This window comes from Agarivorans sp. QJM3NY_25 (assembly GCF_050870875.2).
Classification (GTDB): domain Bacteria; phylum Pseudomonadota; class Gammaproteobacteria; order Enterobacterales; family Celerinatantimonadaceae; genus Agarivorans.
In genome coordinates, this window is sequence record NZ_CP194041.2 from 3,186,986 (window position 1) to 3,213,726 (window position 26,741).

19 protein-coding genes and 8 tRNA genes are annotated in these 26,741 nt (G+C 44.6%); 3 read left to right on the forward strand and 24 right to left on the reverse strand.

What is annotated here, in order from left to right; translation table 11 throughout:
* Positions 1 to 36 precede the first annotated feature (36 nt).
* Positions 37 to 1,431 (reverse strand): signal recognition particle protein, encoded by a 1,395-nt coding sequence (gene ffh, locus ACRRSW_RS14530; protein WP_432452504.1) that lies wholly within the window; start codon positions 1,429 to 1,431, stop codon positions 37 to 39.
* A 390-nt stretch (positions 1,432 to 1,821) separates the two neighbouring features.
* Between ffh and ACRRSW_RS14535 the strand changes: the two genes are divergently transcribed.
* Both ACRRSW_RS14535 and ACRRSW_RS14540 read left to right on the forward strand, forming a co-directional pair.
* Positions 1,822 to 2,616 (forward strand): cytochrome C assembly family protein, encoded by a 795-nt coding sequence (locus ACRRSW_RS14535; RefSeq protein ID WP_432459711.1) that lies wholly within the window; start codon positions 1,822 to 1,824, stop codon positions 2,614 to 2,616.
* A 68-nt stretch (positions 2,617 to 2,684) separates the two neighbouring features.
* A complete protein-coding gene (locus ACRRSW_RS14540; protein ID WP_432452502.1) occupies positions 2,685 to 3,965 on the forward strand; it encodes an HlyC/CorC family transporter in 1,281 nt (426 codons plus the stop codon).
* Positions 3,966 to 4,178: 213 nt separating this feature from the next.
* On the opposite strand, the gene luxS is transcribed toward ACRRSW_RS14540, so the two are convergent.
* The 23 genes from luxS to recA form a co-directional block, all read right to left on the reverse strand.
* Positions 4,179 to 4,688, reverse strand: coding sequence for an S-ribosylhomocysteine lyase (gene luxS, locus ACRRSW_RS14545; protein ID WP_432459712.1), 510 nt, complete (start codon positions 4,686 to 4,688; stop codon positions 4,179 to 4,181).
* A gap of 52 nt (positions 4,689 to 4,740) precedes the next feature.
* Positions 4,741 to 5,352 (reverse strand): hypothetical protein, encoded by a 612-nt coding sequence (locus ACRRSW_RS14550; RefSeq protein ID WP_432456169.1) that lies wholly within the window; start codon positions 5,350 to 5,352, stop codon positions 4,741 to 4,743.
* Positions 5,353 to 5,371: 19 nt separating this feature from the next.
* Positions 5,372 to 6,949 (reverse strand): glutamate--cysteine ligase, encoded by a 1,578-nt coding sequence (gshA, locus tag ACRRSW_RS14555; RefSeq protein WP_432459713.1) that lies wholly within the window; start codon positions 6,947 to 6,949, stop codon positions 5,372 to 5,374.
* Positions 6,950 to 7,035: 86 nt separating this feature from the next.
* Complete coding sequence (locus ACRRSW_RS14560; RefSeq protein ID WP_432459714.1) at positions 7,036 to 9,885, reverse strand: M16 family metallopeptidase; 2,850 nt, start codon at positions 9,883 to 9,885, stop codon at positions 7,036 to 7,038.
* Positions 9,886 to 9,909: 24 nt separating this feature from the next.
* The gene (locus ACRRSW_RS14565; protein ID WP_432459715.1) at positions 9,910 to 10,401 is read right to left on the reverse strand and encodes a YqaA family protein; all 492 of its coding nucleotides are present in this window, start codon (positions 10,399 to 10,401) and stop codon (positions 9,910 to 9,912) included.
* 82 nt (positions 10,402 to 10,483) lie between these two features.
* On the reverse strand, positions 10,484 to 11,290 hold the full coding sequence (locus tag ACRRSW_RS14570; protein WP_432459716.1) for a rhamnogalacturonan acetylesterase: 807 nt from the start codon (positions 11,288 to 11,290) through the stop codon (positions 10,484 to 10,486).
* 35 nt (positions 11,291 to 11,325) lie between these two features.
* The gene (locus ACRRSW_RS14575) at positions 11,326 to 11,946 is read right to left on the reverse strand and encodes a beta-phosphoglucomutase family hydrolase (RefSeq protein ID WP_432459717.1); all 621 of its coding nucleotides are present in this window, start codon (positions 11,944 to 11,946) and stop codon (positions 11,326 to 11,328) included.
* A 606-nt stretch (positions 11,947 to 12,552) separates the two neighbouring features.
* Positions 12,553 to 13,686 (reverse strand): sodium ion-translocating decarboxylase subunit beta, encoded by a 1,134-nt coding sequence (locus tag ACRRSW_RS14580; RefSeq protein WP_432459718.1) that lies wholly within the window; start codon positions 13,684 to 13,686, stop codon positions 12,553 to 12,555.
* Positions 13,687 to 13,696: 10 nt separating this feature from the next.
* Positions 13,697 to 15,472 carry a sodium-extruding oxaloacetate decarboxylase subunit alpha gene (oadA, locus tag ACRRSW_RS14585; protein WP_432459719.1) on the reverse strand — a complete coding sequence of 592 codons (1,776 nt, stop codon included), beginning with the start codon at positions 15,470 to 15,472 and terminating at the stop codon, positions 13,697 to 13,699.
* A 19-nt stretch (positions 15,473 to 15,491) separates the two neighbouring features.
* Complete coding sequence (locus tag ACRRSW_RS14590) at positions 15,492 to 15,734, reverse strand: OadG family transporter subunit (protein ID WP_432452493.1); 243 nt, start codon at positions 15,732 to 15,734, stop codon at positions 15,492 to 15,494.
* 713 nt (positions 15,735 to 16,447) lie between these two features.
* Positions 16,448 to 16,524, reverse strand: a tRNA-Arg gene (locus ACRRSW_RS14595).
* 52 nt (positions 16,525 to 16,576) lie between these two features.
* Positions 16,577 to 16,653, reverse strand: a tRNA-Arg gene (locus tag ACRRSW_RS14600).
* Positions 16,654 to 16,664: 11 nt separating this feature from the next.
* Positions 16,665 to 16,757: transfer RNA gene (locus ACRRSW_RS14605), tRNA-Ser, on the reverse strand.
* 47 nt (positions 16,758 to 16,804) lie between these two features.
* A tRNA-Arg gene (locus ACRRSW_RS14610) sits at positions 16,805 to 16,881 on the reverse strand.
* A gap of 48 nt (positions 16,882 to 16,929) precedes the next feature.
* Positions 16,930 to 17,006 (reverse strand) — tRNA-Arg (locus ACRRSW_RS14615).
* A gap of 53 nt (positions 17,007 to 17,059) precedes the next feature.
* A tRNA-Arg gene (locus tag ACRRSW_RS14620) sits at positions 17,060 to 17,136 on the reverse strand.
* Between the two features lie 50 nt (positions 17,137 to 17,186).
* Positions 17,187 to 17,263 (reverse strand) — tRNA-Arg (locus ACRRSW_RS14625).
* Positions 17,264 to 17,274: 11 nt separating this feature from the next.
* Positions 17,275 to 17,367: transfer RNA gene (locus ACRRSW_RS14630), tRNA-Ser, on the reverse strand.
* A 778-nt stretch (positions 17,368 to 18,145) separates the two neighbouring features.
* On the reverse strand, positions 18,146 to 18,325 hold the full coding sequence (csrA, locus tag ACRRSW_RS14635; protein ID WP_137671596.1) for a carbon storage regulator CsrA: 180 nt from the start codon (positions 18,323 to 18,325) through the stop codon (positions 18,146 to 18,148).
* Between the two features lie 104 nt (positions 18,326 to 18,429).
* Positions 18,430 to 19,644: an aspartate kinase gene (locus ACRRSW_RS14640; RefSeq protein ID WP_432452492.1), complete on the reverse strand. Its 1,215-nt coding sequence runs from the start codon at positions 19,642 to 19,644 to the stop codon at positions 18,430 to 18,432.
* 38 nt (positions 19,645 to 19,682) lie between these two features.
* Positions 19,683 to 22,304, reverse strand: coding sequence for an alanine--tRNA ligase (gene alaS, locus ACRRSW_RS14645; RefSeq protein WP_432459720.1), 2,622 nt, complete (start codon positions 22,302 to 22,304; stop codon positions 19,683 to 19,685).
* 141 nt (positions 22,305 to 22,445) lie between these two features.
* Positions 22,446 to 22,895, reverse strand: a complete 450-nt coding sequence (locus ACRRSW_RS14650) for a regulatory protein RecX (protein ID WP_432452490.1) — start codon at positions 22,893 to 22,895, stop codon at positions 22,446 to 22,448.
* A gap of 36 nt (positions 22,896 to 22,931) precedes the next feature.
* Positions 22,932 to 23,975: a recombinase RecA gene (gene recA / locus ACRRSW_RS14655; protein ID WP_432452489.1), complete on the reverse strand. Its 1,044-nt coding sequence runs from the start codon at positions 23,973 to 23,975 to the stop codon at positions 22,932 to 22,934.
* Positions 23,976 to 24,139: 164 nt separating this feature from the next.
* Here recA and mutS point away from each other — a divergent pair, with 164 nt between their 5' ends.
* Positions 24,140 to 26,722: a DNA mismatch repair protein MutS gene (gene mutS / locus ACRRSW_RS14660; RefSeq protein WP_432452488.1), complete on the forward strand. Its 2,583-nt coding sequence runs from the start codon at positions 24,140 to 24,142 to the stop codon at positions 26,720 to 26,722.
* Positions 26,723 to 26,741 lie beyond the last annotated feature (19 nt).

Below are 26,741 nucleotides of genomic sequence, written 5' to 3' on the forward strand. Positions count from 1 at the left end.
CAGCAAGGCGCTGGGTTTTAGTCTCAAGGGTCACGACTAAAAACGACCGGGGCCTCTGCCACCGCCGAAGCCGCCCATCCCACCTGGAGGCATCATCCCTTTCATTTGGCCCATCATTTTACGCATGCCACCTTTACCCGACATCTTCTTCATCATTTTCTGCATTTGAGTAAACTGTTTTAACAACTTGTTTACATCTTGAATTTGAGTCCCAGAACCAGCAGCGATTCGACGCTTACGCGAGCCCTTAATGATCTCCGGTTGCTTACGCTCACCCGGTGTCATCGAGTTAATGATAGCTTCCATTTGATTGGTCAACTTATCATTCATTTGATCTTTCACGTTAGCGGGGACTTGTCCCATACCGGGCAACTTATCCAGCATGCCCATCATGCCGCCCATATTCTTCATTTGAACCAACTGCTCGCGGAAGTCTTCTAGATCAAACCCCTTACCCTTTTGTACTTTTTTGGCAAGTTTTTGCGCTTGATCTTTATCAACCTTACGCTCAACTTCTTCAATCAACGATAAAACATCACCCATCCCTAAAATACGTGACGCAATACGATCTGGATGGAAGGGTTCTAGAGCGTCGGTTTTTTCACCAACCCCCATAAATTTAATCGGCTTACCAGTGATATGACGAATCGACAGCGCCGCGCCACCACGCGCATCACCATCGGTCTTGGTTAAGATCACACCGGTAAGCGGCAATGCTTGATTAAAGGCTTGAGCCGTATTTGCAGCATCTTGGCCGGTCATCGCATCCACCACAAATAAGGTTTCGACTGGGTCAACCGCTTGATGCAAGGCCTTAATTTCGTCCATCATGTCTTCATCAACATGTAAACGACCAGCGGTATCGACGATTAATACGTCAGCAAACTGTTTTCTCGCTTCTACAATGGCTGCGTTGACAATATCCACCGGGTTTTGTTTTTCGTGACTCGGGTAGAAAATTGCGTCCACTTCTGTGGCGAGGGTTTCTAACTGTTTGATCGCCGCCGGACGATAAACGTCGGCACTGACCACCATCACTTTTTTCTTTTCACGTTCTTTCAGATACTTAGCAAGTTTGGCGACACTGGTGGTTTTACCCGCCCCTTGTAAACCCGCCATCATCACCACGGCTGGCGGTTGTACCGCCAAATTGAGGCTTTCGTTAGAATCCCCCATCGCCGCTTCAAGCTCTTGCTGTACGATTTTAACAAATACCTGGCCTGGGCTAAGGCTCTTGTTAACTTCTTGACCTAAGGCACGTTCTTTTACTTTTTTTACAAACTCACGAACCACAGGTAAAGCAACGTCGGCTTCCAATAAAGCCATCCGAACTTCGCGTAGCGTATCTTTGATATTGTCTTCGGTTAAACGGCCACGGCCACTAATATTTTTTAAGGTTTTCGAGAGTCGATCAGATAAGTTTTCAAACATGCTTTTTCCTGTTGATCATATAACGAGCATCGTTCAGCGCTGGCATTATACCCTAGGGCCTGTTTATCTTTCGAGATTATTTTTGCAGCTGTTTATCGGATCTTGCGAAAAGGTGGAGCCTACACCGCTGAGCCAGTCGACAAAAGCAAGCAATAGCGCGTCGAAAATGGTGAGAAATGCCGCATGGAGGCTTCAACCCAAAGCTTTCAATTAAATTTTTCTCGCTTTAAGGAGAACCTATCACCATGATTTAACGCCGTTTCTCACCGAAAAACACCAATCACCAAAGATCAATGGTTAGCAAGCAACATTTTCTAAACGCTAATTCTAGCTCTGATTGGATAGGCCGAGTATACTGATTTCAAACAATTAGTTAGTTAGCTTTAAATCATGAATGTATTGGTACTCCCTACCACCATATTTTATCTATTAGCATCCTATGTATGCATTTCTGGGCTGCTGAATAAACAGGCTGGCGCCAATAAGTGGCTGTGGCTAAGTGCCGCCTGTGGCATGGCTCTGCATGGCATCTGGGAATTTCAGCATTTATTTTTAGCCCAAGGCCAAGACCTTAGTCTATTCAATGTCGCGGCCTTAGTGAGCCTATTAATTTCCTTGAGTGTCACCGTACTGGCCAAGCCCTTTAAGCTTTGGTTTATCCTTCCAGTTACTTACCTATTTTCGATTATTAGCATATTTTTAGCGGTATTAATTCCAAGTGATTACATTCTTCATCTAGAATTGAAACCACAGGTGCTGATCCATATTTGCGTCGCGCTGGCAGCATTCACGGTGTTAATGATTGCCAGCCTTTATGCCCTGCAAATGGCCTACCTAGATTGGACGTTGAAGCGGCATAAGCCTGGCGCAATCCACCCTGCGTTACCTTCATTAATGAGAATTGAGAAACAACTATTTACCCTCATTCGACTAGGTTTTGTATTACTCAGTATCTCGCTACTCAGCGGCTTCATTTTCTTAAATCAGTTTTTTGCCCATGGACAGGCTCATAAGGCACTGTTTAGCCTATTGGCCTGGGTAATTTACGCAAGTTTATTATGGGGACAACGTTATCGAGGATGGCGAGGTAAAACAGTGGTTGTGATGACTGTCAGTGGCTCAATCTTGCTCACTCTCGCCTATTTTGGCTCACGCTTTGTTAAAGAAATCATCATCGGCTCATAAACATCACTTGACAGCCCTTAAACTCAACATATAAATTAGTCCCTTATATTTACCAAGGATTTTCCTGTTTGAACGACATCTCAACGAGTAGCTTATTAATACTGCTCGTGTTCCTCATAGTTTGTTCTGCTTTTTTCTCTAGCTCCGAAACTGGCATGATGTCGCTTAATCGATATCGGCTTCGGCACTTAGTCAATACCAAACATAAAGCGGCAAAACGGGTCGACAAGCTATTACAGCGTCCTGATCGGCTGATCGGTTTGATCCTTATTGGCAATAACTTAGTTAATATTTTGGCATCAGCAATTGCCACCATTATTGGCTTACGCCTATTCGGCGATGTCGGTGTGGCGATCGCAACGCTGGCACTAACCTTCGCCATTTTGATTTTTGCTGAAGTCACACCAAAAACCATGGCGGCACTCTACCCTGAACGGATTGCCTTTCCAGCCTCACTGTTACTTCGCCCACTCATGAAATTGCTATTCCCAGTGATTTGGGCCACCAATGCAGTGACGAATGGAATATTACGCCTGTTGGGTGTGAATCCGAATAGCAAGGGCGATGAGGCTTTAAATCCTGATGAATTACGCACCGTAGTGGATGAAGCGGGGACGATGATCCCGAAACGCCACCAAGACATGCTACTTAGTATTCTCGATTTAGAAAAAGTCACCGTTGATGACATTATGATCCCCCGCAACGAAATTGCAGCGATCGACATCAATGACGATTGGGATAGCATTCTTCGGCAACTCACTCAAAGTACGCATACTAAAATCTTGCTATTTCGCGACTCTATCGATGACTCGGTTGGTTTTGTCCACTCTAGGGATGCGCTGAGGCTGCTATCTCGTGAACAATTTGATAAGACCTCAATGTTGCGCGCGGCCAAGGAAATTTATTTCATCCCAGAAGGCACCCCACTTAATGTACAGTTATTAAAGTTTCAACGCCGCAAAGAGCGGATTGGGCTAATTGTTGATGAGTATGGTGATATTCAAGGCTTGGTGACGCTTGAAGATATTCTGGAAGAAATTGTGGGTGACTTTACCACGAGCATGGCACCAGCCCCCAGCGATGAAATTCATCCACAAATTGATGGAAGCTACTTAATTGAAGGTACGGTTAACATTCGCGACCTCAATAAAGAAATGGCGTGGTCTTTTCCTATCGATGGTCCTAAAACCTTAAATGGTTTGATCATCGAGTATTTAGAAGATATCCCTGAAGCCAACCTATGCTTGAGACTGAGTGGCTATCCCATAGAAATTGTTGAAATTGAAAATAATACGGTGAGCCTAGCGCGAGTTATGCCTGCTTTTTATAACAAACCCAAATCAAATTAAAGCAACTAAAAAGCCAGCATTTTGCTGGCTTTTTAGTTTTACAAGCGCCTATTGATACCAATCTAACTCATTAGCTATTCATTCTTACGGGTCTAACCGCTAACTGCGTGATGTATTTTGGAATTAAAACCACGAGTTACTTCACTTCATAGCTTGTTATTAGCAAATTTATTCTGCGCAATAAGTTGATCATATAATGAATCTGATTTGGTATTAAAGGGTTCCCAAAATATCGTTAGATAAGGCTAATTGTTCGTTTTTATTCACACTAATACCACGTTCAATGATCTGACTCGCGATAGCTTTGGCTTCATCCAAAGAGTGCATAGTATAAGTTCCACATTGATACTCATTTAGCTCAGGAATATCATTTTGGTTTTTCACCGCCAATACATCATGCATCGAAGCTAACCAAGCTTCAGCCACCTGCTGCTCGGAAGGGCTTCCAATCAAACTCATATAAAAACCAGTACGACAGCCCATAGGAGAAATGTCGATAATTTCAACCTGCTCAGAATTCAAATGCTCACGCATGAAGCCTGCATACAGGTGCTCTAGCGTGTGGATACCACGCTCTGACAATATCTCTTCATTAGGCACACAATAGCGAAGGTCAAAAACGGTAATCGTATCATTGCTAGGGGTCGCCATGGTTTTGGCGACTCGAACCGCAGGTGCATGCATACGGGTATGATCAACAGTAAAACTATCTAATAAAGGCATGATTATCTCTCTCGGATATACTCAGCTAAGCGGAGTTTAATTTATAGGGTATTCAAGCAAAAAATAGCCGCCATAGCCAGCTACTATCTAGATCTTCTTTACATTTACTATATTGTGCGGCATAACGCTTAGACCGTTGGTCAACCCGATTGGCAACCTTGACGAGCCACTGCTTTTGTTTATAAGAGCCCCGTTTATATCCCCCCCAACCTTCATGGTAGTTAAGATATTGATTGCGAGCATCCCACTTGGAAACACCATTAATTTTATGAGTCTTATAAGTAAACCAGCCCATAAAATCGATGGCATCATCAAAATTACTTCGCGAAGACCATGAGTTACCCGTTTCTCTAACATAGTCTTCCCAAGTCATGGTCTTTGCTTGGCTATAACCATAGGCCGAACTCGCACGACCCACCGGAATAAAGCCAAACCAGTACTCCATTGGTGGTCGAGCATTGTGTTTAAAGCTCGACTCTTGGTACATCATTGCCAAAGGAACATGGACCGGCGTTCCCCACTTCTTATTCATTTTTTTGGCCGACTGATACCAATCACTTTTTTCCTCAAAAATACTACATATATTTTCGGGATCTCTCGGCGGAGCACTACTACACCCCGCCAGCATTGCCAACCCAAGCGAGGCTAATAAACAGCGAGTCATCGGTGTCAAATTTACAGTTCTATTGATTCGCATTTTCAAAATACTTTATTAAAAATTGGTCAAAATACATATCATCCGCTGCTTCTATCGACTGCTGCTCGATAAAACTCCGCTCAGCCATGGCCGCAAAATCTTTTTCTTGCCAGTTAGTCGGTTGATGATTCAGCATCTGTTGACGATATTCTGCCGCCCATCGCAAGCCCAAATGACTATTATCTGCAGCTTGTGTGGTTAGCAAGCGTAAAAAATATGCTGAATAGCTATTATCGTCGCTCACATCTTGAATAGCTTCTGCTAAAGCCATCGCAAAATCAGGCCGACTACGCTTGATATCGAGTAGCTCGGCAGCTTGTTTCATATAAGAAAACAGTTCTTCAATATGCTGCGGCAATGGCTGCTGTTTACCTGCAATGTTGAGCTCAAGAGAAGGGTTACGCCCTTGAATAGCGACTTGGTTAAAGTTGTCTCGACAAGCTTGTAATTCGGCATGACTCATCGCCGGTGAGTCCATTAAGGTACAAGCTAATAACAAACAATCAATCACCCTCACTTGTGCTTCGGTGACACCAACCGCACTGTAGGGATTGACATCTAAAGCGCGAATTTCAATGTATTCAATACCGTCTGTTGCCAACGCTTGTGAAGGAGTTTGACCCGGTTTAGCCACTCTTTTAGCTCGGATCGGAGCATATAGCTCATTCTCAATTTGTAAGATATTCGCATTCAGCTGACGATATTCACCGTCGACCTTTACCCCTATATCAGCAAAGCCATCAGAATGAGTACTCACAGCTTCCCGAACACTATGCACGTATTCCTCAACGCTATTATAGTTAATCTCTAACTGGTTTTGATCCGCGCTGGTATAACCCAAATCACTCAAACGTAAGGAGGTTGCATAGGGAAGGTACAAAGTACCTTTCCCCATGTGCTGAAAGTCTAACTGACTTTCAGCTGCATTCATGAAGGAACCACAAAGAGCTGGAGATGCACCATACAAATACGCAACCATCCAGCCAAAACGGTAGAAATTGCGGATTAATCCCATATAACGTTGCGAGATAAACGCCGATAAATCTTGGCTATCCCCTTCAACTTTTTGCAAAGCTTGCCAAAAACTCGAAGGCAACGAAAAGTTATAATGAACCCCCGAGATCACCTGCATCGCACTCCCATAACGATGACGTAATCCCTGTCGATAAACATGCTTCATTTTGCCGATATTTGACTGACCATAGTCAGCCAAAATGATATCTTGCTCATTCCCAATATAACAAGGCATGCTAAGCGGCCATAGACACTGTCCATCGAGTTTTTTTAATGCTTGATGATGTATATCAGTTAAACGCGATAACAACTGCTCTACACTATCAGAAACTGGGGTAATAAATTCCAGCAAGTTTTCAGCATAATCGGTGGTAATCAAAGGGTGAGTTAAAGCCGCACCAAGTTCCTTTGGATGACCATTGCTAGCCAACTTACCTTGCTCACCTATTCGCAAAGCTTCTCGCTCGATACCACGTTGAATACCCTGAACGCCGGTATCCGCCATTGCTGCGCTTAATTGCGCAAGCCGTCTAGAAAACTGTTGAGTCAAATTCAAACTCACTATTTGTTAAAGCGCTTGGTGCAGCAAAGCATAACGAGCTTAGCATCCTTTTACCACCCTAAGCGCGGGTCCATTTACAATGCAAGTTGTTGAACAGGCATACCTAATTTGTTTAACTGTGGCAACAACTGTTGCTTGTCACCCACAACAACGATGATCATCTGTTGTGGTGATAAATATTTTGACGCGAACTTTTTCAAGGTCTCACGACTAATTGTCGCGGCAATCTGATTCTGCTGGGCAACAAAGCTGGGATCCAGTTGATGTACCTGCATCTGCATCAAAAATGACGCTTTTTGGGAAGGCGTTGCGTAAGCCAGCGCTTCTTGTTGAGACACCGCACTACGCATGTAGGCGAGTTCTTTATCTGTCGGCCCGGTGGTTGAGTAATGTTCCAGCTCGGCAAGTAATTCTTTAATTGCATCAGCGCTTGCATCTTGACGAACATCGGTAGAAATCACAAAACTACCGCCGTCTTCAAAACCAGAGAAGCCACTGCTTACCCCATAGGTGTAGCCCTTATCTTCGCGCAAATTCATATTGATCCGGCTGTTAAAATTGCCACCAAAGTTAAAATTCATTAAGTTGGCTTTGAAGTACTCACCCGTTGCATCATAGGGCATCGCCAAACGACCAATACGGATTACCGATTGCACCGCACCAGGCTTATCAATCAAATAAATCGTCGGCTTACTGACTGATTCGGTAATGCGAAGATGACCACTAGGACTTGCTTGACCACGCCATTTCTGTTGCAAGGGCTGTAAGGCTTGCTCCATTTGAGCTTGCCCCAAGTTACTCACCACAACCAATTGACTTCCCATCGGCTGGTAATGACGCTGCCAAAATTGCTTCACATCCTCGAGACTAAGCGCGCTAACACTCTGCCTCGTCCCGGCACTGGATGTTGCAAGCCGGCTGCTTTCACCAAAAATCAGGCCCTGACTCGCAATACTCGCCAACCAACTAGGTCGGTTATAATTCTGCTCAATGCTTTGCAAATGACGGGCTTTCTCGCGTGCAAACTCTTGCTCATCGAAGGCCGGCGTTAACAAACGTTGCTGTAAGATATCCAGCACTTGAGGCAGGGTTTCGGTCAGTGAACTCAAACTGATACTTTGACTATACAAACCAGAACCAAAACTAATTGAGGCCCCCAACTCATCTAATTGGTCTGCTAACTCTGCGGCGCTATGGCCTTGAGTGCTTTGCATTAACATTCTTGCGGTTAACTTGGCCAATCCCTCTTGACCAGGCGCTTCGGCGAGACTACCTCCGGGTAAGCGAAACTGTAAGGTGACCGTTGGTGTTGCTTGCGCAGAGGTGCCTAATAGCTGTAAACCATTACGGAGCTGACCGTGCCACAAGGGTGGCAATTTTACCGTTAGCGCCGGTCCCGCACTGGGTTCAATACTTCGGTCAAAACTATCGACGACTTTAGCCTGCTTCAATTGCTGTTCATCGATATGTTGATACACAGGCAGTTGGCGCGCTTTTGGCTGATAATTATCAGGCCCAGCCAATAACTGTCTTTGGCCCTTAGGAACCACACTCATCACGACCCGCGGTTTATCCAAAATATACTGCTGATATGCCTGTTGCACTTGTTGATCATCGACATGCTCAAATTGTTCTAGTACTTTGCTCACATAAAGCGGTTGGCCAAAAAAAGTTTCACCATAAGCCAATTGACTGACCACATCAGAGACGCTTTCTAAGCTATAAATAGTAGAAGCCTTGAGTGAACCGCGAACTCTTTGTAAGTCAGCCGCATCCATCCCACGCGCAGCGACTTTACTAATGGCTCGGTCAACTTCTTGCTCTAGCTGAGCTAAGCTCAGACCCGCCTGCGGATTAGCCCGAACAGCGATCGACAAGGTACAAGCCATTTCTCGACAATAATGAGAACTATATGCCGATAGTGCTTTACCGCTTTCAACCAATGATTGATACAGTAATGAACTTTTTCCACCGCCTAATATCTCAGAAAACATATCCAAGGCGACTTCGTCTTTTGCTCCCGCGAACACCGTTGGGTAGCTGATGTAGAGTAAAGGGATATGCACCCGATCTTCTAAAGAAATATAACGAGTCTCACTCAATTGAGCCGGCCGCGGTTTAATTTTAGGAACTTCTGGTCCGGTCGGGATCGTCGCAAAGTACTTATTAACCCAAGTCAGCGTTTGTTCAATGTTGATGTCACCACCAATACTAAGCACCGCGTTATTCGGACCATACCAACGTAAGAAAAAGGCTTTAAGATCGTTTACATCCACTCGATTTAAATCTTCGATATAACCAATTGGCTGCCAAGAATATGGATGATCTCGAGGATACAAGGCTTCATCGACCCGCTCCGACAATAAACCATAAGGCGCATTATCAACCCGTTGAGCGCGCTCATTTTTAACCGTAGCACGCTGGATTTCGAATTTCTTTTGACTGACCGCATCAAGTAAAAATCCCATCCGGTCGGCTTCCAACCACAACACTTTTTCAAGTTGATTCGCCGGCACGGTTTCATAATAATTAGTACGGTCTTTGGTGGTCGATCCATTCATCGTACCACCAGCCTCATTGATGATCCGAAAGTGTTCCTGATCTCCGACGTGTTTTGAGCCTTGGAACATCATGTGTTCAAAAAAATGAGCAAATCCTGATTTCCCGACCACTTCGCGATTCGAACCGACATGATAAGTCACATCAACATGTGCTAAAGGCGCGGAATCATCTTGATATAAAATGACGGTTAGACCGTTTGCCAAACGATATTTTTTATAGGCAATCTGGAGTGCTCCGTCACTTGCTGGCGAAGCTTCAACTAAGGTCACACCTGCTGGCAACGTTGGCAACTGTTGCGTGTCAAACTGCGAGCATCCAACAACTAAGTAAAGAATGCTAAAAACACTCAACCATCTAAGCACTATTGTTTCCTCATTTATAACAATTTAAATCGACGCGAGTGACGCGCCGAAGGCTAATATCAAACCGTAGCGAGCCGTTTTACCAATCAACATCGCGATCGCGCACTGCCAGACCGACAACTTAGCGGCCCCAGCCAATAAACACAAAAGATCACCCACCAGCGGCACCCAGCTCAACAGTAAGCTCCAAGGGCCGTATTTATTCAACCAGAATTTAACCTTCGCTTGCCGAGCTAAATTCGGAGGGCCAACCAAACGCTGTTTGAGAGAAGCCATTAAGCCCCACCCCATAGCGAAACTGAATAAGCTACCCAAGGTGTTGCCAACACTCGCCACAACTAGCAGACTTAACCAACGCTGTGGATATTGTAACAACAATGTACTAAACACCAGTTCCGAGCTTCCTGGCAGCAAAGTCGCCGAACTAAAAGCGCTAAAAAACAGTAAACTTAACAAAATAATGACCGAGCAGCGACCGACTTTTTTTGGACGCCCCTGCAATTTCGTGGACAACACTGACTAGAGCTCTCGCCGCTTTCAGCAAGCAGAGCACTTAAGCAGGCGATGAAAACAGTACTTTCTGCAAGCAACACCAATGCTATTGAGCCAACTTAGAGTGAGGCTGTAACTGTTTCAAGCCTTGCAAGACGAGATCTGCGACAACTTTTGCACCTTCGGGTTGAAAATGAGTATTGTCACTCTTACCCTCTGGGTATGCTTGGTAAATCCCTGCAGGAAGATTCATAAAATAGTGTTCCGTGACATAATCACGCCCCTGCTGTGAAAAATATTTAGCCGAAGAGCTCGTCAAATCAATCAAATCTACCTGGAGTTGTTTCGCGACTTCTTTCATTGCTGCGGGATATCCTCCATGAGCACTCCCTAAAACTGCACCAGACCAAGGATAGTTACGGGTCACTGGGGTAACAAGAATTGGGACAGCCTGCTTTTGACGAGTTTGCGCAACAAATAAACGCAAAAACTGCTGATAACCCTGAATATTGACATAGCGCTCTGGCTTTTCAAGCGCAGCATCATTGTGACCAAATTGAATCAATACCAAATCATTCGGCTGCAAGGCATGGTATACAGCTTCCCAACGGCCTTCTTCAAAAAAAGTTCGACTACTGCGCCCCCCCTTGGCGCGATCATCTACCAGCGCTAGTTCACCAGAAATCAGCGCAATATCCGCCAAATTGTCTTTGGTCAACAAAGGTTGAAGAACTTGTCCCCAACCCGTTAAAGGATAACGATGACTCATATAAGCTGACTCGAGAGAATAGTCAGTCATCGTTGAGTCACCAACTAAATAAATCGTAATACTTGGCATACCCTGCTCTTTACTGCGTGCTGAAAAACTAAGGGAGAGTAACATCGCGAGTAATATAGTGATGGTCTTATTCATAATCGTGGACTCTCTGGACAACTTGATAACCGCATTTACTCAAGTGTAAGATGCTGATCAAAGTACTTATTTGGCCACAGTGGTCGGACATCAACAACATCCATAGAGGCCGCCTTCGCCGCCATGATGCCAGCGTCAGCATCTTCAAACACCAAACAGCGCTGAGGCTCAACATTCATTAACTTCGCGCACAACAAGAAAGTATCCGGCGCGGGTTTATGAGCATCGACCAAATCAGCGCCAACAATGGCAACTAATTGCTCAGCGATGCCTAATTTATTGAGCAAGAACTCCGCTTCCTGCTGAGAAGCACCAGTGCCCACAGACATCGGTTTTTTGCCCTGAAAGTGATTAAATACAGTCAATAAAGGCGTCGCCTGTATTTCTGCATGAACTAAGTGCTGATAGTGCTGATTTTTCGCTTCTACCACCGCATCCACTTTAATCCGTGTCATATTGGCCTGCGCTAGTAAATTTTCTACAGTTTGTTCCGCTGGCATACCACTCATCGCCAACATTTGCTGCGCGGTGTAAGGAATCGCAAAATGCTTTAATACTCGCTCCCAAGCAGCTTGATGCTGTTGCAACGAATCGATTAAAGTCCCATCCATATCAAAAATAAAAGCGTCATAATCTTGGTATTGTTGGATATTCATTGTCTACTCGAAATTATCTAGAACTAAACAGCAGCCCTTTCAGCCGATCATCATACCAACAAGCCTTCATAAAATAGACAAAAATAATTTATAAATACCGCCGTACAGCTAAGGCAAACAACAAATCGCTAGCCAGTAGATGCCCACAGAAAGAGTCAACTGAAAAACACACAGTCGCTTTCCACGGGGATAAATTTAAAATGCCCAATGCAGAATCCTTGTCTTAAGCCCTGGTCACCTAAATTTCAAAGTCTTATCTGGGGTTAAGCAGCATGCTGTAAAACCAACACGCGAGAAGCGTCTCGAAAATAACACGAAACTAGGTTGAGTTTATATTTTTAGGTTAAACTAACATTATTCAAACAGTTAAGAGTAATAATGGAAAAACTATGGTGCGTTTCTTCTTAGTTCCTTTGCTACTTACAATACTGTGGACGTTATTTTTGTTCCACTACGGTCTAAGTTTTAAACAAGGTCGAAAAGGATATTATTGGATCATCGCAATCAGCAGCCTACTCATTGGCTTTTTCGGCGTCATGATGTGGTTAACACGTTAAGCATAAAAAAAGCTTGCCTAAGCAAGCTTTTTTTAGATGGTTAGAGTTATTAGCCTCCAACTAAGGATAGTAATACTCCGGCGGCAACTGCGCTACCCAATACTCCGGCAACGTTCGGTCCCATCGCATGCATTAATAAGAAGTTATGAGGATTAGCCTCTAAACCGACCTTATTGGCGACTCGGGCCGCCATTGGCACTGCCGATACACCAGCTGCCCCAATCAATGGGTTAATATTTCCCCCGCTGACACGATTCATCACTTTCGCCATCAACACCCCTGAAGCGGTACCAATAGCAAATGCGATCGCCCCAAGCCCCAAAATCCCTAAGGTTTCAACCGTTAAGAACTTGTCAGCTGACAACTTAGAACCAACGGCCAAACCAAGGAAAATGGTTACAATATTAATCAGTTCGTTTTGTGCAGTTTTGCTTAAACGATCAACCACGCCACTCTCACGCATTAAATTCCCCAGACAAAACATCCCAACCAAGGGCGTTGCCGCTGGTAAAAACAGAATCGTTAAGCCAAGCACTGCGATTGGAAAAATTATTTTCTCCCGCATGCTAACTGGGCGTAATTGTTCCATTTGAATTTCACGTTCTTGTTTAGTCGTCAACGCGCGCATAATAGGCGGTTGAATAATCGGAACCAAGGCCATGTAAGAATAAGCAGCTACCGCAATCGCGCCCAATAAATCAGGCGCCAATTTAGAAGCTAAAAAGATAGCCGTAGGTCCGTCGGCACCACCAATAATGGCAATCGCAGATGCGTCGGCAAGCGTAAAATTAAAACCAGGCACCCAGTTTAAGGCTATCGCGCCAAATAAAGTCGCAAAAATCCCGAATTGAGCGGCGGCACCTAATAACAACATTTTGGGATTAGCAATTAATGCCCCAAAATCCGTTAAAGCCCCCACCCCCATAAAGATCAATAAAGGGAAAACGCCAGTTTCGATCCCCACATGATAAATGTAATACAGTAAACCACCCTCTTCAGTAAAACCTGCGTTAGGAATGTTTGCTAATACTGCACCAAAGCCAATGGGTAATAACAATAAGGGTTCAAATTTACGGACAATCGCCAAATATAGCAGTAATAAACCCACTGCCATCATGACCACCTGACCAAGCTCAAAATTGGCGATACCCGTTTCGAGCCAAAGCTTCATTAATCCTTCCACTGTCACTCCTTTATGCGATGCTAAGCAGGATTTCGCCTACCGCTACCGCATCACCTTCTTTAACTAGAACCTCTGCAACCACCCCGGTTTTAGCGGAACGAATTTCGGTTTCCATTTTCATTGCTTCCATGATCAACAATACGTCACCTTCCTGAACTTGCACCCCAGGTTTGGCCAAGACTTTAAAAATATTTCCAGCTAATGGTGCCGGCAGTGCTTCACCGCCAGTTGAGACCGCCACAGGGCTTGCAGGCGCAGAAGAACTTACTGCCGCCACTCCATCAATGGAGCCTTCAGGACCGACATCAACAGTGTAAAGCTGCCCATCGACCCGTACCGAATAAGTCTCGACAGAACCTTGCTTAACAGCAACCGCGGGCGCGGGCTTAACGTCATCGGCGCTAGGCATCGGCTCAAAAGCGGATGCATCGCCACGATTCTCCAGAAATTTCAAGCCGATTTGTGGGAATAAAGCATAAGTTAAAGCGTCGTCAATCACCGCATCTGCCAGCTTAAAGCCTTTGTCTGCTGAATGTTGTTTTATTTCAGACTCTAAACGTTCCATTTCAGCTTCGAGTAAATCAGCTGGACGACAAGTAATGGCTTGTTCGCCATCAAGCACTCGTTTTTGTAGTTCACTATTGAGTTCGCCGGGAGCTTTACCGTAATGACCAGTTAAAATACCAGCCGTCTCTTTGGTAATGGTTTTATAGCGCTCCCCGGTAAGCACATTAATCACCGCTTGCGTGCCCACAATTTGTGAGGTTGGCGTGACTAGCGGGATATAACCTAAATCTTTACGAACTTTAGGGATCTCTGCCAGTACTTGGTCCATTTTATCGGCCGCACCCTGCTCTTTCAGTTGGCCTTCCATGTTCGTCAGCATCCCACCAGGCACTTGCGCAATCAGGATCCGAGAATCAACCCCCTTCAAACTGCCCTCAAACTTCGCATACTTCTTACGAACTTCACGGAAGTAAGCGGCAATGGCTTCCAATTTCGTCAGATCTAAACCAGTGTCACGCTCAGTCCCTTCTAGCATCGCCACGATGGTTTCTGTTGGGCTATGTCCATAGGTACAGCTCATCGAAGAAATGGCAGTATCAATAATATCCACTCCGGCTTCAATGGCCTTCATATGAGTCGGTAGACTTAAACCCGTGGTCGCATGACAATGCAAAGCTATCTCTACGTCAGTATCGGCTTTCAGACGTTTAATTAATGCCTCAGCTTCATAAGGCTTAAGTAGGCCAGACATATCCTTAATTGCAATCGAATGACAACCAAGGTCTTCCAAGCGCTTCGCCAAATCAACCCAGTTTTCGATAGAGTGAATCGGACTAGTGGTGTAAGAAATCGTTCCTTGGGCATGCGCCCCACAATCAAGCGCCGCTTTTACCGCCGTTTGAAAGTTACGAGGATCGTTCATCGCATCGAAGATACGAAAAACATCCATCCCATTTTTAACTGCGCGCTCTACAAAACGTTCGACCACATCGTCAGCATAATGCCGGTAACCCAATAAATTTTGTCCCCGTAGCAACATCTGTTGCTTGGTATTTGGCATGGCTTTTTTCAGTTCTCGCAGACGCTCCCATGGATCTTCACCCAGATAACGAATACAAGCATCGAAGGTCGCCCCACCCCATGTCTCCAGAGACCAATAACCAATTTGGTCTAATTGCTCAGCAATGGGCAACATATCTTCAATACGAAGACGGGTTGCTAGCAATGATTGGTGCGCATCACGTAGCACAACATCGGTTAAAGCAAGTGGTTTAGACATTGCGTTAAATCCCCTTTAGTTATTGAGCCTTCCGGTACTGTTGAACCGCTGCAGAGATCGCAGCAACAACGGCGGTATTATTGGCTTGTTTAGTCGAAGTAGAAGACGAGTGACTAGGCTTGGTTGGTTCGATCAATGGCGGAGCTAATTTGGCAAGACCTAAAACGGCTAAAATAAGCAACGATAGGAAAGCAAACACGGCGACCATCCCGATCCCCATAAGTGTGGCTGCTTCCAACAACAGCTCGGTCATATCTATCATATTATTAATCCACATCCTTTAAGATTGCCGTAAGAATTACATGCAAACTGACAAAAATCAAACTGGAATTTGAATAAATATTCAAAATATTAGTATTGTTAATTTTATTTTATCAATAGGAAAATTCATAATCTAGTGACGGCGAAACCTGACAAGGCTAAATAAGCTATATATTAACAAGCTGTTAACATTCATCGCGATACAGATTATTGTCCGATTTATAAGCTAATTTACCAGCTTAGCTAAACTAAAAGAAGCCTGCAGGATCACAACAGTTACAAAATGAAGCTGAATAAGAGATGAATACCAATTTCAACTAGAGATCCTAACTTCGTAAGATAAAAATGTCCCCTATAAACCATCAAATTATTCACAAGCAGGTATCACTAAAGGCTAAAAAAATACCCTGATTTAAAAACCTTAGCGCGCTATCAATGATAGCTATGAAGCCAGCTTCGACAAATTAATATCAAATAATAGTGAGGGACTTGGCTTTTAAGCAAAGCGCAACAAAAATGAATCAACTCATTGAAGAGGCCGCCGTCTGCGCGCAGATTCAAAGCTATCGATCAACCAATAACAATTCTAAATATCGATGTCATTCATCGAATGTCGATGATGATTAGCTGAGCGCAAATACAATATTTGTAAGAGCATAAGCGCATCGAAACCGCTTTAGAGCAGTAAACAAAAGAGAAGTCATAGAAAGGAGATGGCGCGCGTGGAAGGATTCGAACCTCCGACCGCCTGGTTCGTAGCCAGGTACTCTATCCAGCTGAGCTACACGCGCACAGATAACACTTGAATAAAAAACTCACATTAATGGTGAGCCTCTTAAAGAATGGCGCGCGTGGAAGGATTCGAACCTCCGACCGCCTGGTTCGTAGCCAGGTACTCTATCCAGCTGAGCTACACGCGCGTTGAAATCGATGGCGGTGAGGGAGGGATTCGAACCCTCGATAGGGCTACAAACCCTATACTCCCTTAGCAGGGGAGCGCCTTCGGCCACTCGGCCACCTCACCACGATTTCACTCCAACAAAATCAGCATAACACTGATTTTAAGAAGAATGGCGCGCGTGGAAGGATTCGAACCTCCGACCGCCTGGTTCGTAGCCAGGTACTCTATCCAGCTGAGCTACACGCGCGCAAAAACACTGCAATATAAGAATGATCACTCATTCTATTGTAAATAATGGCGCGCGTGGAAGGATTCGAACCTCCGACCGCCTGGTTCGTAGCCAGGTACTCTATCCAGCTGAGCTACACGCGCACAGAAACACTTGAATAAAAAAAGCTCACATGAACTATGAGCTTTTAAAATAATGGCGCGCGTGGAAGGATTCGAACCTCCGACCGCCTGGTTCGTAGCCAGGTACTCTATCCAGCTGAGCTACACGCGCACAAAAAAACTGTTTATATAAAAACGACCGAAATCATTCTACTTTAAATATGGCGCGCGTGGAAGGATTCGAACCTCCGACCGCCTGGTTCGTAGCCAGGTACTCTATCCAGCTGAGCTACACGCGCGTTGAAATCGATGGCGGTGAGGGAGGGATTCGAACCCTCGATAGGGCTACAAACCCTATACTCCCTTAGCAGGGGAGCGCCTTCGGCCACTCGGCCACCTCACCGCGATTTCGGATGCAGATATTACTGCTTCCAAAAATATAGTCAAACCTTTTTTGCCAGTTTTCTTTTGTTCGTACAGCTTTCGAACAGTTCGCTGTATTTTTGATAGATATACGTCCAAAAATGCAGCGAGCACAATTCTTTCTGAACCAGCAAGCGAACCGAAGAACACCGCATAAACAACACATCAGGCGATATATCTTGCTGCACTGTTTTCAATCAAATGGTCAAACCAAAGCCCCCGAGAACATCAGATGACACAATAAACTTCAAAACATCATTTACCAAACCCGACAAAGCCGATCGAAGTGAAATCGATTGATGACGATGTGAGCATTACTCATACGCATTTAAATAGCTAAATCGCTAAAAACTAACCAAATACAAATCGCAAATAACGGTGCTTCAATGAGGTAGGTGTTCAAAGTAAGCAAAGGCTGATATCAATGTCTGTGCTTTGCGCTTACTTTAGATAAGCCACAGCAAGCAAATGTCACCGATAACATGATGCATCAACGAAGCCGTGACCAATCACCAGCGACTTGAGGTTCAACTTAAAAGCATTTTTGGAAGTAAACCAAATGGCATACCTTGCGACATCAATGATGGTTCATGAAAAATCAATCAAATGAAGATGAGACATGTTAAACAACAAACAGTTAAAGCTTTTAGGCGCCGACTGAAGGTCTACCTCAACGGCTTGGTTAGAGGGCGCTGCAGTCCCAAAAACACAAAAGGAAGCCTAAGCTTCCTTTTGTAAATTTGAGCACCAACGCGTGCTTATGCGCTGGCATTTTTCTCGGCTTGAATGCGCATATAAATTTCTTCACGGTGAACCGAAACTTCTTTCGGTGCATTAACACCGATACGTACTTGGTTTCCTTTCACACCCAATACGGTCACAGTCACTTCATCCCCAATCATCAAGGTTTCGCCTACACGACGAGTCAAAATTAGCATTTATATCTCCTTAAATTCGATTTCTTATTCTTTAGCGACTTAACAGACTATTATTTTCAATTATTCAGCCTATAGACTAGCCTGTTTAAGTCGCAGAGTCATTATTATTGGTCGAGCTTGTAGGCGCTATGCAACGCACGCACGCCCAGTTCCAAATATTTTTCATCAACCACTACCGATACTTTGATTTCAGAAGTTGAAATAAGTTGCATATTTATTCCTTCTGCACCAAAAGTCTCAAACATAGTTTTAGCGACACCGGGGTGGTTCATCATGCCAACGCCAACAATAGATATTTTTGCTAAAGAATCTTTACCTTGGACTGCTCGGGCACCCAATTTTTCGCAAGTTTGCTCTAGTAAGACTTTGGCGCGTTTATAATCATTACGATGTACCGTAAAAGTAAAGTCAGCTGTACCATCGCCCATTGAGTTTTGAATAATCATATCCACATCAATGTTCGCTTCCCCAATCGGAGTCAAAATTGCCGCTGCCACCGCAGGTTTATCTGGCACACCCAAAATCGTTAAGCTCGCTTCATCCCGATTAAAGGCAATACCAGAAATGACCGGTGATTCCATTTTATTTCCCTCATAGCTAATTAGAGTGCCATTACCTTCTGCAAAACTGGATAATACTCGCAGTGGCACATTATATTTCCCGGCAAATTCCACTGCACGAATTTGCAGAACCTTCGCTCCCAAGCTAGCCATTTCAAGCATTTCTTCAAAAGTAATACTCTCTAAACGGCGCGCCTTAGGCTCAACCCGCGGATCAGTGGTGTATACACCATCCACATCGGTGTAGATCTGGCACTCATCGGCCTTCAGCGCGGCTGCAATGGCAACAGCAGTGGTGTCTGAACCACCACGACCAAGCGTAGTAATATAGTTATCTGGGCTACGCCCCTGAAACCCAGCAATCACCACAACTTTATTCTTCGTTAAGTGAGCCTTGATGTTTTGATCGTCAATGCTAGTAATACGCGCTTTACCATGCGCATTATCAGTATGCATTTGGATCTGATCTCCCGTCATCGAAATCGCATCACAGCCCTTCTTCTGTAAAGCAATACTCAACAAGGCTATTGTCACCTGCTCACCAGTTGATACCAGAACATCCTTTTCACGCTCACTGGCGTTTTCATCGATTTGATTCGCTAAGCCCAACAAGCGATTGGTTTCACCAGACATCGCTGAAAGCACCACAACTAAATCGTCACCCGCTTGTTTATGCTTAATCACTCGGTCAGCCACGGCTTCGATACGCTCTATCGTACCCACCGATGTACCGCCATATTTTTGAACAATTAGTGCCACTTGCTTTCCTTCTTTCTTAACACTGAATGTTGATATGTTTAAAGCTTTTCGCCTAGCCACTGTTTCACTTGTGCCAGCGCATTTGCTATACCATCGGGATTATTACCACCAGCTTGTGCCATATCAGGTCGACCGCCGCCTTTACCGCCAACGCATTGGGCTGCAATATTAACCATTTCACCCGCTTTAACACGGCTTGTTAAATCTTTAGTGACGCCAGCAATTAGACTGACTTTACCGTCGCTTACCGTGCCCAAGAGTACCACGCCACTTTCCAATTTAACTTTCAACTCGTCTACGATGCTGCGCAAGGCTTTGCCTTCAACACCATCGAGGAAGGCAATTAATACTTTCACACCGTTAATCGTTTGTACTTGATCTGCCACATCGTTACTGGCGACACTGGCCAATTTGTCTTTCAATTGGGAGATTTCTTTTTCCAACATCTTGTTTCGGTCAACCAGCTGCATCACTTTTTCACCGATGGTGAATTGATCACCTTTGACCAAGTTAGCTGCCGTTTGAACTTCTTCGGTTAATCGATGGATCAGATCAATCGCAAATTGCCCGGTAACGGCTTCGATACGACGGACGCCAGCTGCAATCCCTGATTCGCTAGTCACTTTGAAAAAGCCAATATCACCAGTATGATTTACATGGGTACCACCACAAAGCTCTGTAGAGAAGTCACCCATGCTCACCACCCGCACGTCATCATCATATTTTTCACCAAATAGCGCCATTGCACCGGCTTGTTTGGCTTCTTCCAAGTTCATCACCTTGGTGAGTACTGGTAGGTTACGGCGAATTTGTTGATTGACTAAATGTTCGATCTGACTAATCGACTTCATCGAAATCGCTTCAAAATGAGAGAAATCAAAGCGTAAACGTTGCGCTTCAACTAACGAACCTTTTTGCGATACATGCTCGCCAAGTGTTTGTCGTAAAGCTGCATGTAATAAATGAGTCACCGAGTGATTAAGTGCCGTGTTCCAGCGGCGACGTGAATCTACTTTGGCCCTTAGTTGCTGCTGGGCAAGACTAGCCCCTTGAACATATCCCTTATGTAGAAAGGCTTTTCCTAACTTAATGGTGTCTTCAACGACAAAGCTACCGCCGTCAAATTGAAGCTCACCAGCATCCCCAGCCTGACCGCCAGATTCAGCATAAAATGGCGTTTTATCAAGCACTAAAATGCCATGATCACCATTCTCTAACACCGACTGTTCCTCACCTTCTTTAAACATTGCAACAATGTTTACCTCGGCTTCTAGATGTTGATAACCTAAAAACTCGGTTTCGGCGTTAATTTGCAGATTATCGTTGTAGTCCGTATCGAAATGACTCGCTTTTTTAGCGCGTTCTCGTTGCGCTTGCATTGCTGCGGTAAACTCAGCCTCATCGACACTAAGCTCACGCTCTCGAGCGATATCGGCAGTTAAGTCCGCAGGGAATCCATAGGTATCATAGAGTTTAAAAACTAACTCACCCGGGATAACGGAGCCCTCTAAGCCCTGAAGCGCCTCATCTAAAATCATTAAGCCGCGATCTAAAGTCTTAGCAAATTGCTCTTCTTCTTGACGTAAGACTCGCTCAATAACAGGCTGCTGCTTGGCCAATTCTGGGTATGCATCCCCCATTTCGGTAATTAAGGCCGCTAACAGTTGATAAAAGAAACCTTCTTGCGCACCAAGCTTATTCCCGTGACGCACAGCTCGACGAATAATTCGACGCAATACATAGCCGCGGCCTTCATTAGCGGGCATAACACCGTCGGCAATCAAGAACCCACATGCTCGAATATGATCAGCAATGACCCGTAACGATTTATTTTCTAAATCATTGGTACCGATGATTTTTGCAGCTGCTGCAATCAAGTTTTGGAAAATATCAATTTCGTAGTTGGAGTGGACCCCTTGTAAAATCGCAGAGATCCGCTCAAGGCCCATGCCGGTATCAACGGATGGGTTTGGTAAAGGCTCCATATGCCCGTTAGCTTGGCGGTTAAACTGCATGAATACGACGTTCCATATCTCGATGAAACGATCTCCATCTTCTTCAGGGGATCCCGGAGGGCCACCCCAAATATGCTCGCCATGATCATAGAAAATTTCGGTACAAGGACCACAGGGTCCTGTGTCACCCATTTGCCAAAAGTTATCAGACTCAAAATTTTTCTCTGGTGACTTGTCACCAATACGAATAATCCGATCTTGTGGTACACCGATTTTATCGGCCCATATATTAAAAGCTTCATCATCCGAGTGATAAACCGTCACCAACAACTTTTCTTTAGGTAACTTAACCACTTCGGTTAAAAACTCCCATGCGTAAGCAATTGCATCTTCTTTGAAGTAATCACCAAAACTGAAGTTGCCTAGCATTTCGAAAAAAGTGTGGTGACGTGCAGTATAGCCAACATTTTCTAAATCATTGTGCTTACCGCCCGCCCGAACACAACGCTGTGAGGTTGTCGCTCGGGTATAACTACGCTTGTCAATTCCGAGAAATACATCTTTAAATTGATTCATACCCGCGTTAGTAAATAGTAAGGTTGGGTCGTCATGTGGCACTAACGAACCACTTGCCACAACTTGGTGATTTTTGCTGTTAAAGAAGCTTAAAAACGCTTCTCTTACTTCAGCTGAAGTCATCTTCATGAAACTCTTTCCTGGGGGTTTGTAGCAACTCGACTTAGTGGTAAAGCTAGTATTACTCGTCGACAAGCGCTGAAAAAAATGAAACTCAAATTAATCGCGACAATATAGCACGCAGACCTTTATAGGCAAAGTGTTCGACACTTATTGCTGCTGCTCGCTAAACAAAAGATTGATCAGTTCAAAATCGAAGCCACGACGATATAGGTAAGCGCTGCATTTTTGCTGTAAAAGTCGTTCGGAGGGGAAGCCTTGACTGAATTTACGTGCAAACAGCTGCTGAAGGGCTTGATACCAATCCCATTCAGGAAGCGCTAACACTTCTGTGACAATCGCCTTATCGATTCCTTTACTGAGCAAGTATTGATAGAGGTAATTACGTCCATAACCTTTAGCAAGGCGGGAGCGAGTTAATTGCATCGCATAATTAATATCATCCAACCAAGCATTCTGCTCAGCATAGTCAATGGCGTCAGCGATATCCGAGGGTGAATAACCCTTTTGTTGCAGTTTTTGCGATAATTGACGGCGACTATAGGCGCGTCGAGAAAGTAAATTGATGGCTGAGTTTAAAGCGCTACGCTGGTTCATCATTAATAAAAAGGAGCCTTACGGCTCCTCTAGATTGGCTTACGCTTCGCTATCGACTGGCAAGTCTTCAACGTTTACCGGCTCTTCCGCAACCACGGGATTAAGAAGGTTATTACGAATGGTCAATTCAATTTCTTGAGCGATTTCTGGATGCTCTTTTAAGTAATTTGAGGCATTCGCCTTACCTTGACCAATTTTTTTACCTTTATAAGAGAACCAAGCACCAGCTTTATCAACTAGTTTTTCAGCCACTCCAAGGTCAATTAATTCACCGTAGCGATTAAAACCTTCACCATACAAAATCTGAAACTCGGCCTGCTTGAACGGAGCCGCTATTTTATTTTTAACAACTTTAACGCGCGTTTCGTTACCAACAATTTCATCACCGCTTTTCACTGCACCGATACGACGAATATCTAAACGAACCGAAGCATAAAACTTCAAGGCATTACCACCCGAAGTGGTTTCAGGGTTACCAAACATCACGCCAATCTTCATCCGGATTTGGTTGATAAAGATACACATACAGTTGGTTTGTTTCAAAGTACCCGTTAACTTACGTAAAGCTTGAGACATTAAGCGTGCTTGCAAGCCAACGTGGCTATCACCCATATCGCCTTCAATTTCGGCTTTTGGTGTCAGTGCGGCCACTGAGTCAATCACTATCATATCAACCGCGCCAGAACGGGCCAACATATCAGTGATTTCTAAGGCTTGCTCACCCGTATCAGGTTGAGAGATAAGTAGCTCATCAACATCGACGCCTAACTTTTTAGCATAGATAGGATCCAGAGCATGCTCAGCATCGACAAAAGCACAAACCTTACCGGCTTTTTGCGCCTGCGCAATGGCTTCTAGTGTTAAGGTTGTTTTACCAGAACTTTCAGGGCCATAGATCTCAATCACCCGGCCCATAGGTAAGCCACCAGCGCCTAAAGCGATATCCAAAGATAACGAACCGGTAGAAACCGTTTCAATATCCATAGTACGGTTATCGCCAAGTTTCATAATTGAACCTTTGCCAAATTGTTTTTCAATTTGACCTAAGGCCGCAGCCAGTGCCTTTTGTTTATTTTGATCCATATCGCCCTCATCAGGTGCTTTAAACAATCTTATTGTCCAGTAGTATACTGTTTATTCATACAGCATCAAGTTTATTCCACTATAAATTAGTAAAAGAGTTTTGCCTAATCCAGCCACAACTTTTATCCTTGCAGCTTCATTTAGCCAGTTCACTATGCAGTTCGATGACCGAAATGACCGATATCAATCTAGAAAAACATACACCGATGATGCGCCAATACCTTAGCTTAAAGGCACAGCACCCCGAAATTTTACTATTTTATCGGATGGGTGACTTCTATGAATTGTTCTATGAAGATGCCAAGCGTGCTTCTGAATTGATGGATATTTCCTTAACCAAACGAGGACAATCTGCGGGCAACCCAATACCAATGGCCGGGATCCCCTATCATGCCGTAGAAACGTACTTATCCCGTCTGGTGCAACTCGGTGAATCGGTCGCGATATGCGAACAGATCGGCGACCCGGCAACCAGTAAAGGTCCAGTAGAACGTAAAGTGGTTCGCATCATCACACCAGGCACAGTCAGCGATGAGGCTTTATTAGAAGAAAAGCAAGAAAACCTATTGGTAAGCGTTGTAAATCAACAGCTGCAGATTGGACTCGCCTATTTAGATATTGCCAGCGGCCGGTTTGTGATTAATCAATTCAGCGGTGAACAACAGCTTCAAGCTGAGTTGCAAAGACTTAAGCCCTCTGAGCTACTATACCCCGATAACTTTGAGTTTGTAGAGATCTTACAAGCGAATAAAGGCCTACGTCGGCGCGGAGAGTGGGAGTACGATCTTGCCAGCGCACAAAAAATATTAAACCTACAATTTGGTACCCGTCACCTAGATGGTTTTGGCGTTAGTGAATACCCATTAGCGATAGCTGCCGCAGGTTGCTTAATGCAATATGTTCAAGATACACAACGCACCGCCTTACCGCATATCAATACGATCATCATCGAAAAGCAAAATCAATTTATTCAACTCGATGCTGCTAGTCGTAAGAACCTTGAACTCACCCGTAATTTGTCTGGCGGGCAAGAGCACACCCTCAGCGCAGTATTAGACCGCAGCGCAACCGCAATGGGGAGTCGGCTGCTAAATCGTTGGCTGCATCAGCCCTTAAGAGATCAGGCTCAAGTCCGTGTGCGTCAAGATTGCATCGCCGAATTAATCCAAGCAGATTTATACGGACAACTACAAACTCAGCTCAAAGCAATTGGAGATATTGAGCGAATTTTAGCGCGTTTGGCGCTGCGCTCAGCGAGGCCTCGAGATCTGGCCAGACTTCGCAATGCATTTAATATCTTGCCCGAATTACAAAGCAACTTACAACAAACTGTCGCTTTAGCACCATTGGCTAAAGACATTGCTGATTTTCCAGAACTACTGGAACTATTACAGCGAGCGCTGATCGATAATCCGCCAGTGTTAATTCGTGACGGTGGGGTAATAGCCGCAGGCTATAATCAGGAGCTTGATGAATGGCGAGATCTAAGTGACGGCGCCAATGACTACCTTCGTCAAATTGAACAACGAGAGCGAGAGCAAACCGGGATTGCCAACTTAAAAATCGGTTATAACCGAGTACACGGCTTCTATATTGAAGTCAGTCGCCTATATGCAGACCAAGTACCGGAGCACTATATTCGTCGTCAAACTTTGAAGAATATGGAGCGTTACATTATTGCCGAACTCAAAGAGCATGAAGAAAAAGTACTCTCCAGCCAAGGCAAAGCACTTGCTCTTGAAAAACAATTATATGACCAATTATTAGATCTACTGCTACCAAAAATCAGTGAATTACAGCGTAGTGCCCAAGCTTTGGCACAGTTGGATGTTCTTAGCTGCCTCGCTGAACGCGCCGAGTATTTAAACTACGTTCGCCCTAGTTTTGTCCAACAAGCTTGTATCAACATTCAAGGTGGGCGCCATCCAGTCGTTGAACAAGTTAACGAAACGCCATTTATTGCTAATCCCGTCCAACTTAATCCGCAACGTAAATTATTGATTGTGACTGGCCCTAACATGGGCGGGAAATCAACCTATATGCGACAAACCGCGCTGATTAGTTTAATGGCCTATATTGGTAGCTATGTACCCGCAGATAGTGTCGAAATCGGCCCTATAGACCGAATTTTCACTCGAATTGGCGCATCTGATGACTTAGCGAGTGGGCGTTCTACATTTATGGTTGAAATGACCGAAACCGCTAATATTTTACACAATGCGACCCCCCATAGTCTGGTCCTCATGGATGAGATTGGTCGCGGAACTAGCACTTATGATGGAATGTCCTTAGCATGGGCTGTTGCCGAACAACTCGCCAACATAAGCTCTTTAACTTTATTCGCGACCCATTACTTCGAACTCACTCAATTACCGAAGCTCATCGACGCAGTCGCCAATGTTCACTTAGACGCTGTAGAGCATCATGACACCATTGCATTCATGCATCAGGTTCAAGAAGGTGCAGCCAGCAAAAGCTTTGGTTTACAAGTTGCAGCCTTGGCAGGGATCCCCCAATCGGTGATCTCAAAGGCCAAAATAAAGCTAACACAACTGGAAGCATCAGTGCCACACGATAGTCCGGCTCAGCCACAAGACCAAGCATTTGAACAGCAACTGAACATTGAGCTCCCCCTCCCCCAACAACATCCAGTTATTGAGCAACTTAAAATGCTAGATCCCAATGAACTGTCACCACGAGCGGCCCTAGACTTGCTCTTTATGCTCAAGCAACAAACGAGTCACTAATCTTTAGTGCTCAAATAAA

Excerpts from the sequence above, each read along its gene's own strand:
- luxS (WP_432459712.1), bottom strand. The coding sequence starts at position 4,688 with ATGCCTTTATTAGATAGTTTTACTGTTGATCATACCCGTATGCATGCA.
- ACRRSW_RS14570 (WP_432459716.1), bottom strand. The coding sequence starts at position 11,290 with ATGAATAAGACCATCACTATATTACTCGCGATGTTACTCTCCCTTAGT.
- ffh (WP_432452504.1), bottom strand. The coding sequence starts at position 1,431 with ATGTTTGAAAACTTATCTGATCGACTCTCGAAAACCTTAAAAAATATT.
- ACRRSW_RS14535 (WP_432459711.1), top strand. The coding sequence starts at position 1,822 with ATGAATGTATTGGTACTCCCTACCACCATATTTTATCTATTAGCATCC.
- ACRRSW_RS14590 (WP_432452493.1), bottom strand. The coding sequence starts at position 15,734 with ATGATAGATATGACCGAGCTGTTGTTGGAAGCAGCCACACTTATGGGG.
- mutS (WP_432452488.1), top strand. The coding sequence starts at position 24,140 with ATGACCGAAATGACCGATATCAATCTAGAAAAACATACACCGATGATG.
- csrA (WP_137671596.1), bottom strand. The coding sequence starts at position 18,325 with ATGCTAATTTTGACTCGTCGTGTAGGCGAAACCTTGATGATTGGGGAT.
- alaS (WP_432459720.1), bottom strand. The coding sequence starts at position 22,304 with ATGAAGATGACTTCAGCTGAAGTAAGAGAAGCGTTTTTAAGCTTCTTT.
- ACRRSW_RS14575 (WP_432459717.1), bottom strand. The coding sequence starts at position 11,946 with ATGAATATCCAACAATACCAAGATTATGACGCTTTTATTTTTGATATG.
- ACRRSW_RS14650 (WP_432452490.1), bottom strand. The coding sequence starts at position 22,895 with ATGATGAACCAGCGTAGCGCTTTAAACTCAGCCATCAATTTACTTTCT.
- ACRRSW_RS14550 (WP_432456169.1), bottom strand. The coding sequence starts at position 5,352 with ATGACTCGCTGTTTATTAGCCTCGCTTGGGTTGGCAATGCTGGCGGGG.
- oadA (WP_432459719.1), bottom strand. The coding sequence starts at position 15,472 with ATGTCTAAACCACTTGCTTTAACCGATGTTGTGCTACGTGATGCGCAC.
- recA (WP_432452489.1), bottom strand. The coding sequence starts at position 23,975 with ATGGATCAAAATAAACAAAAGGCACTGGCTGCGGCCTTAGGTCAAATT.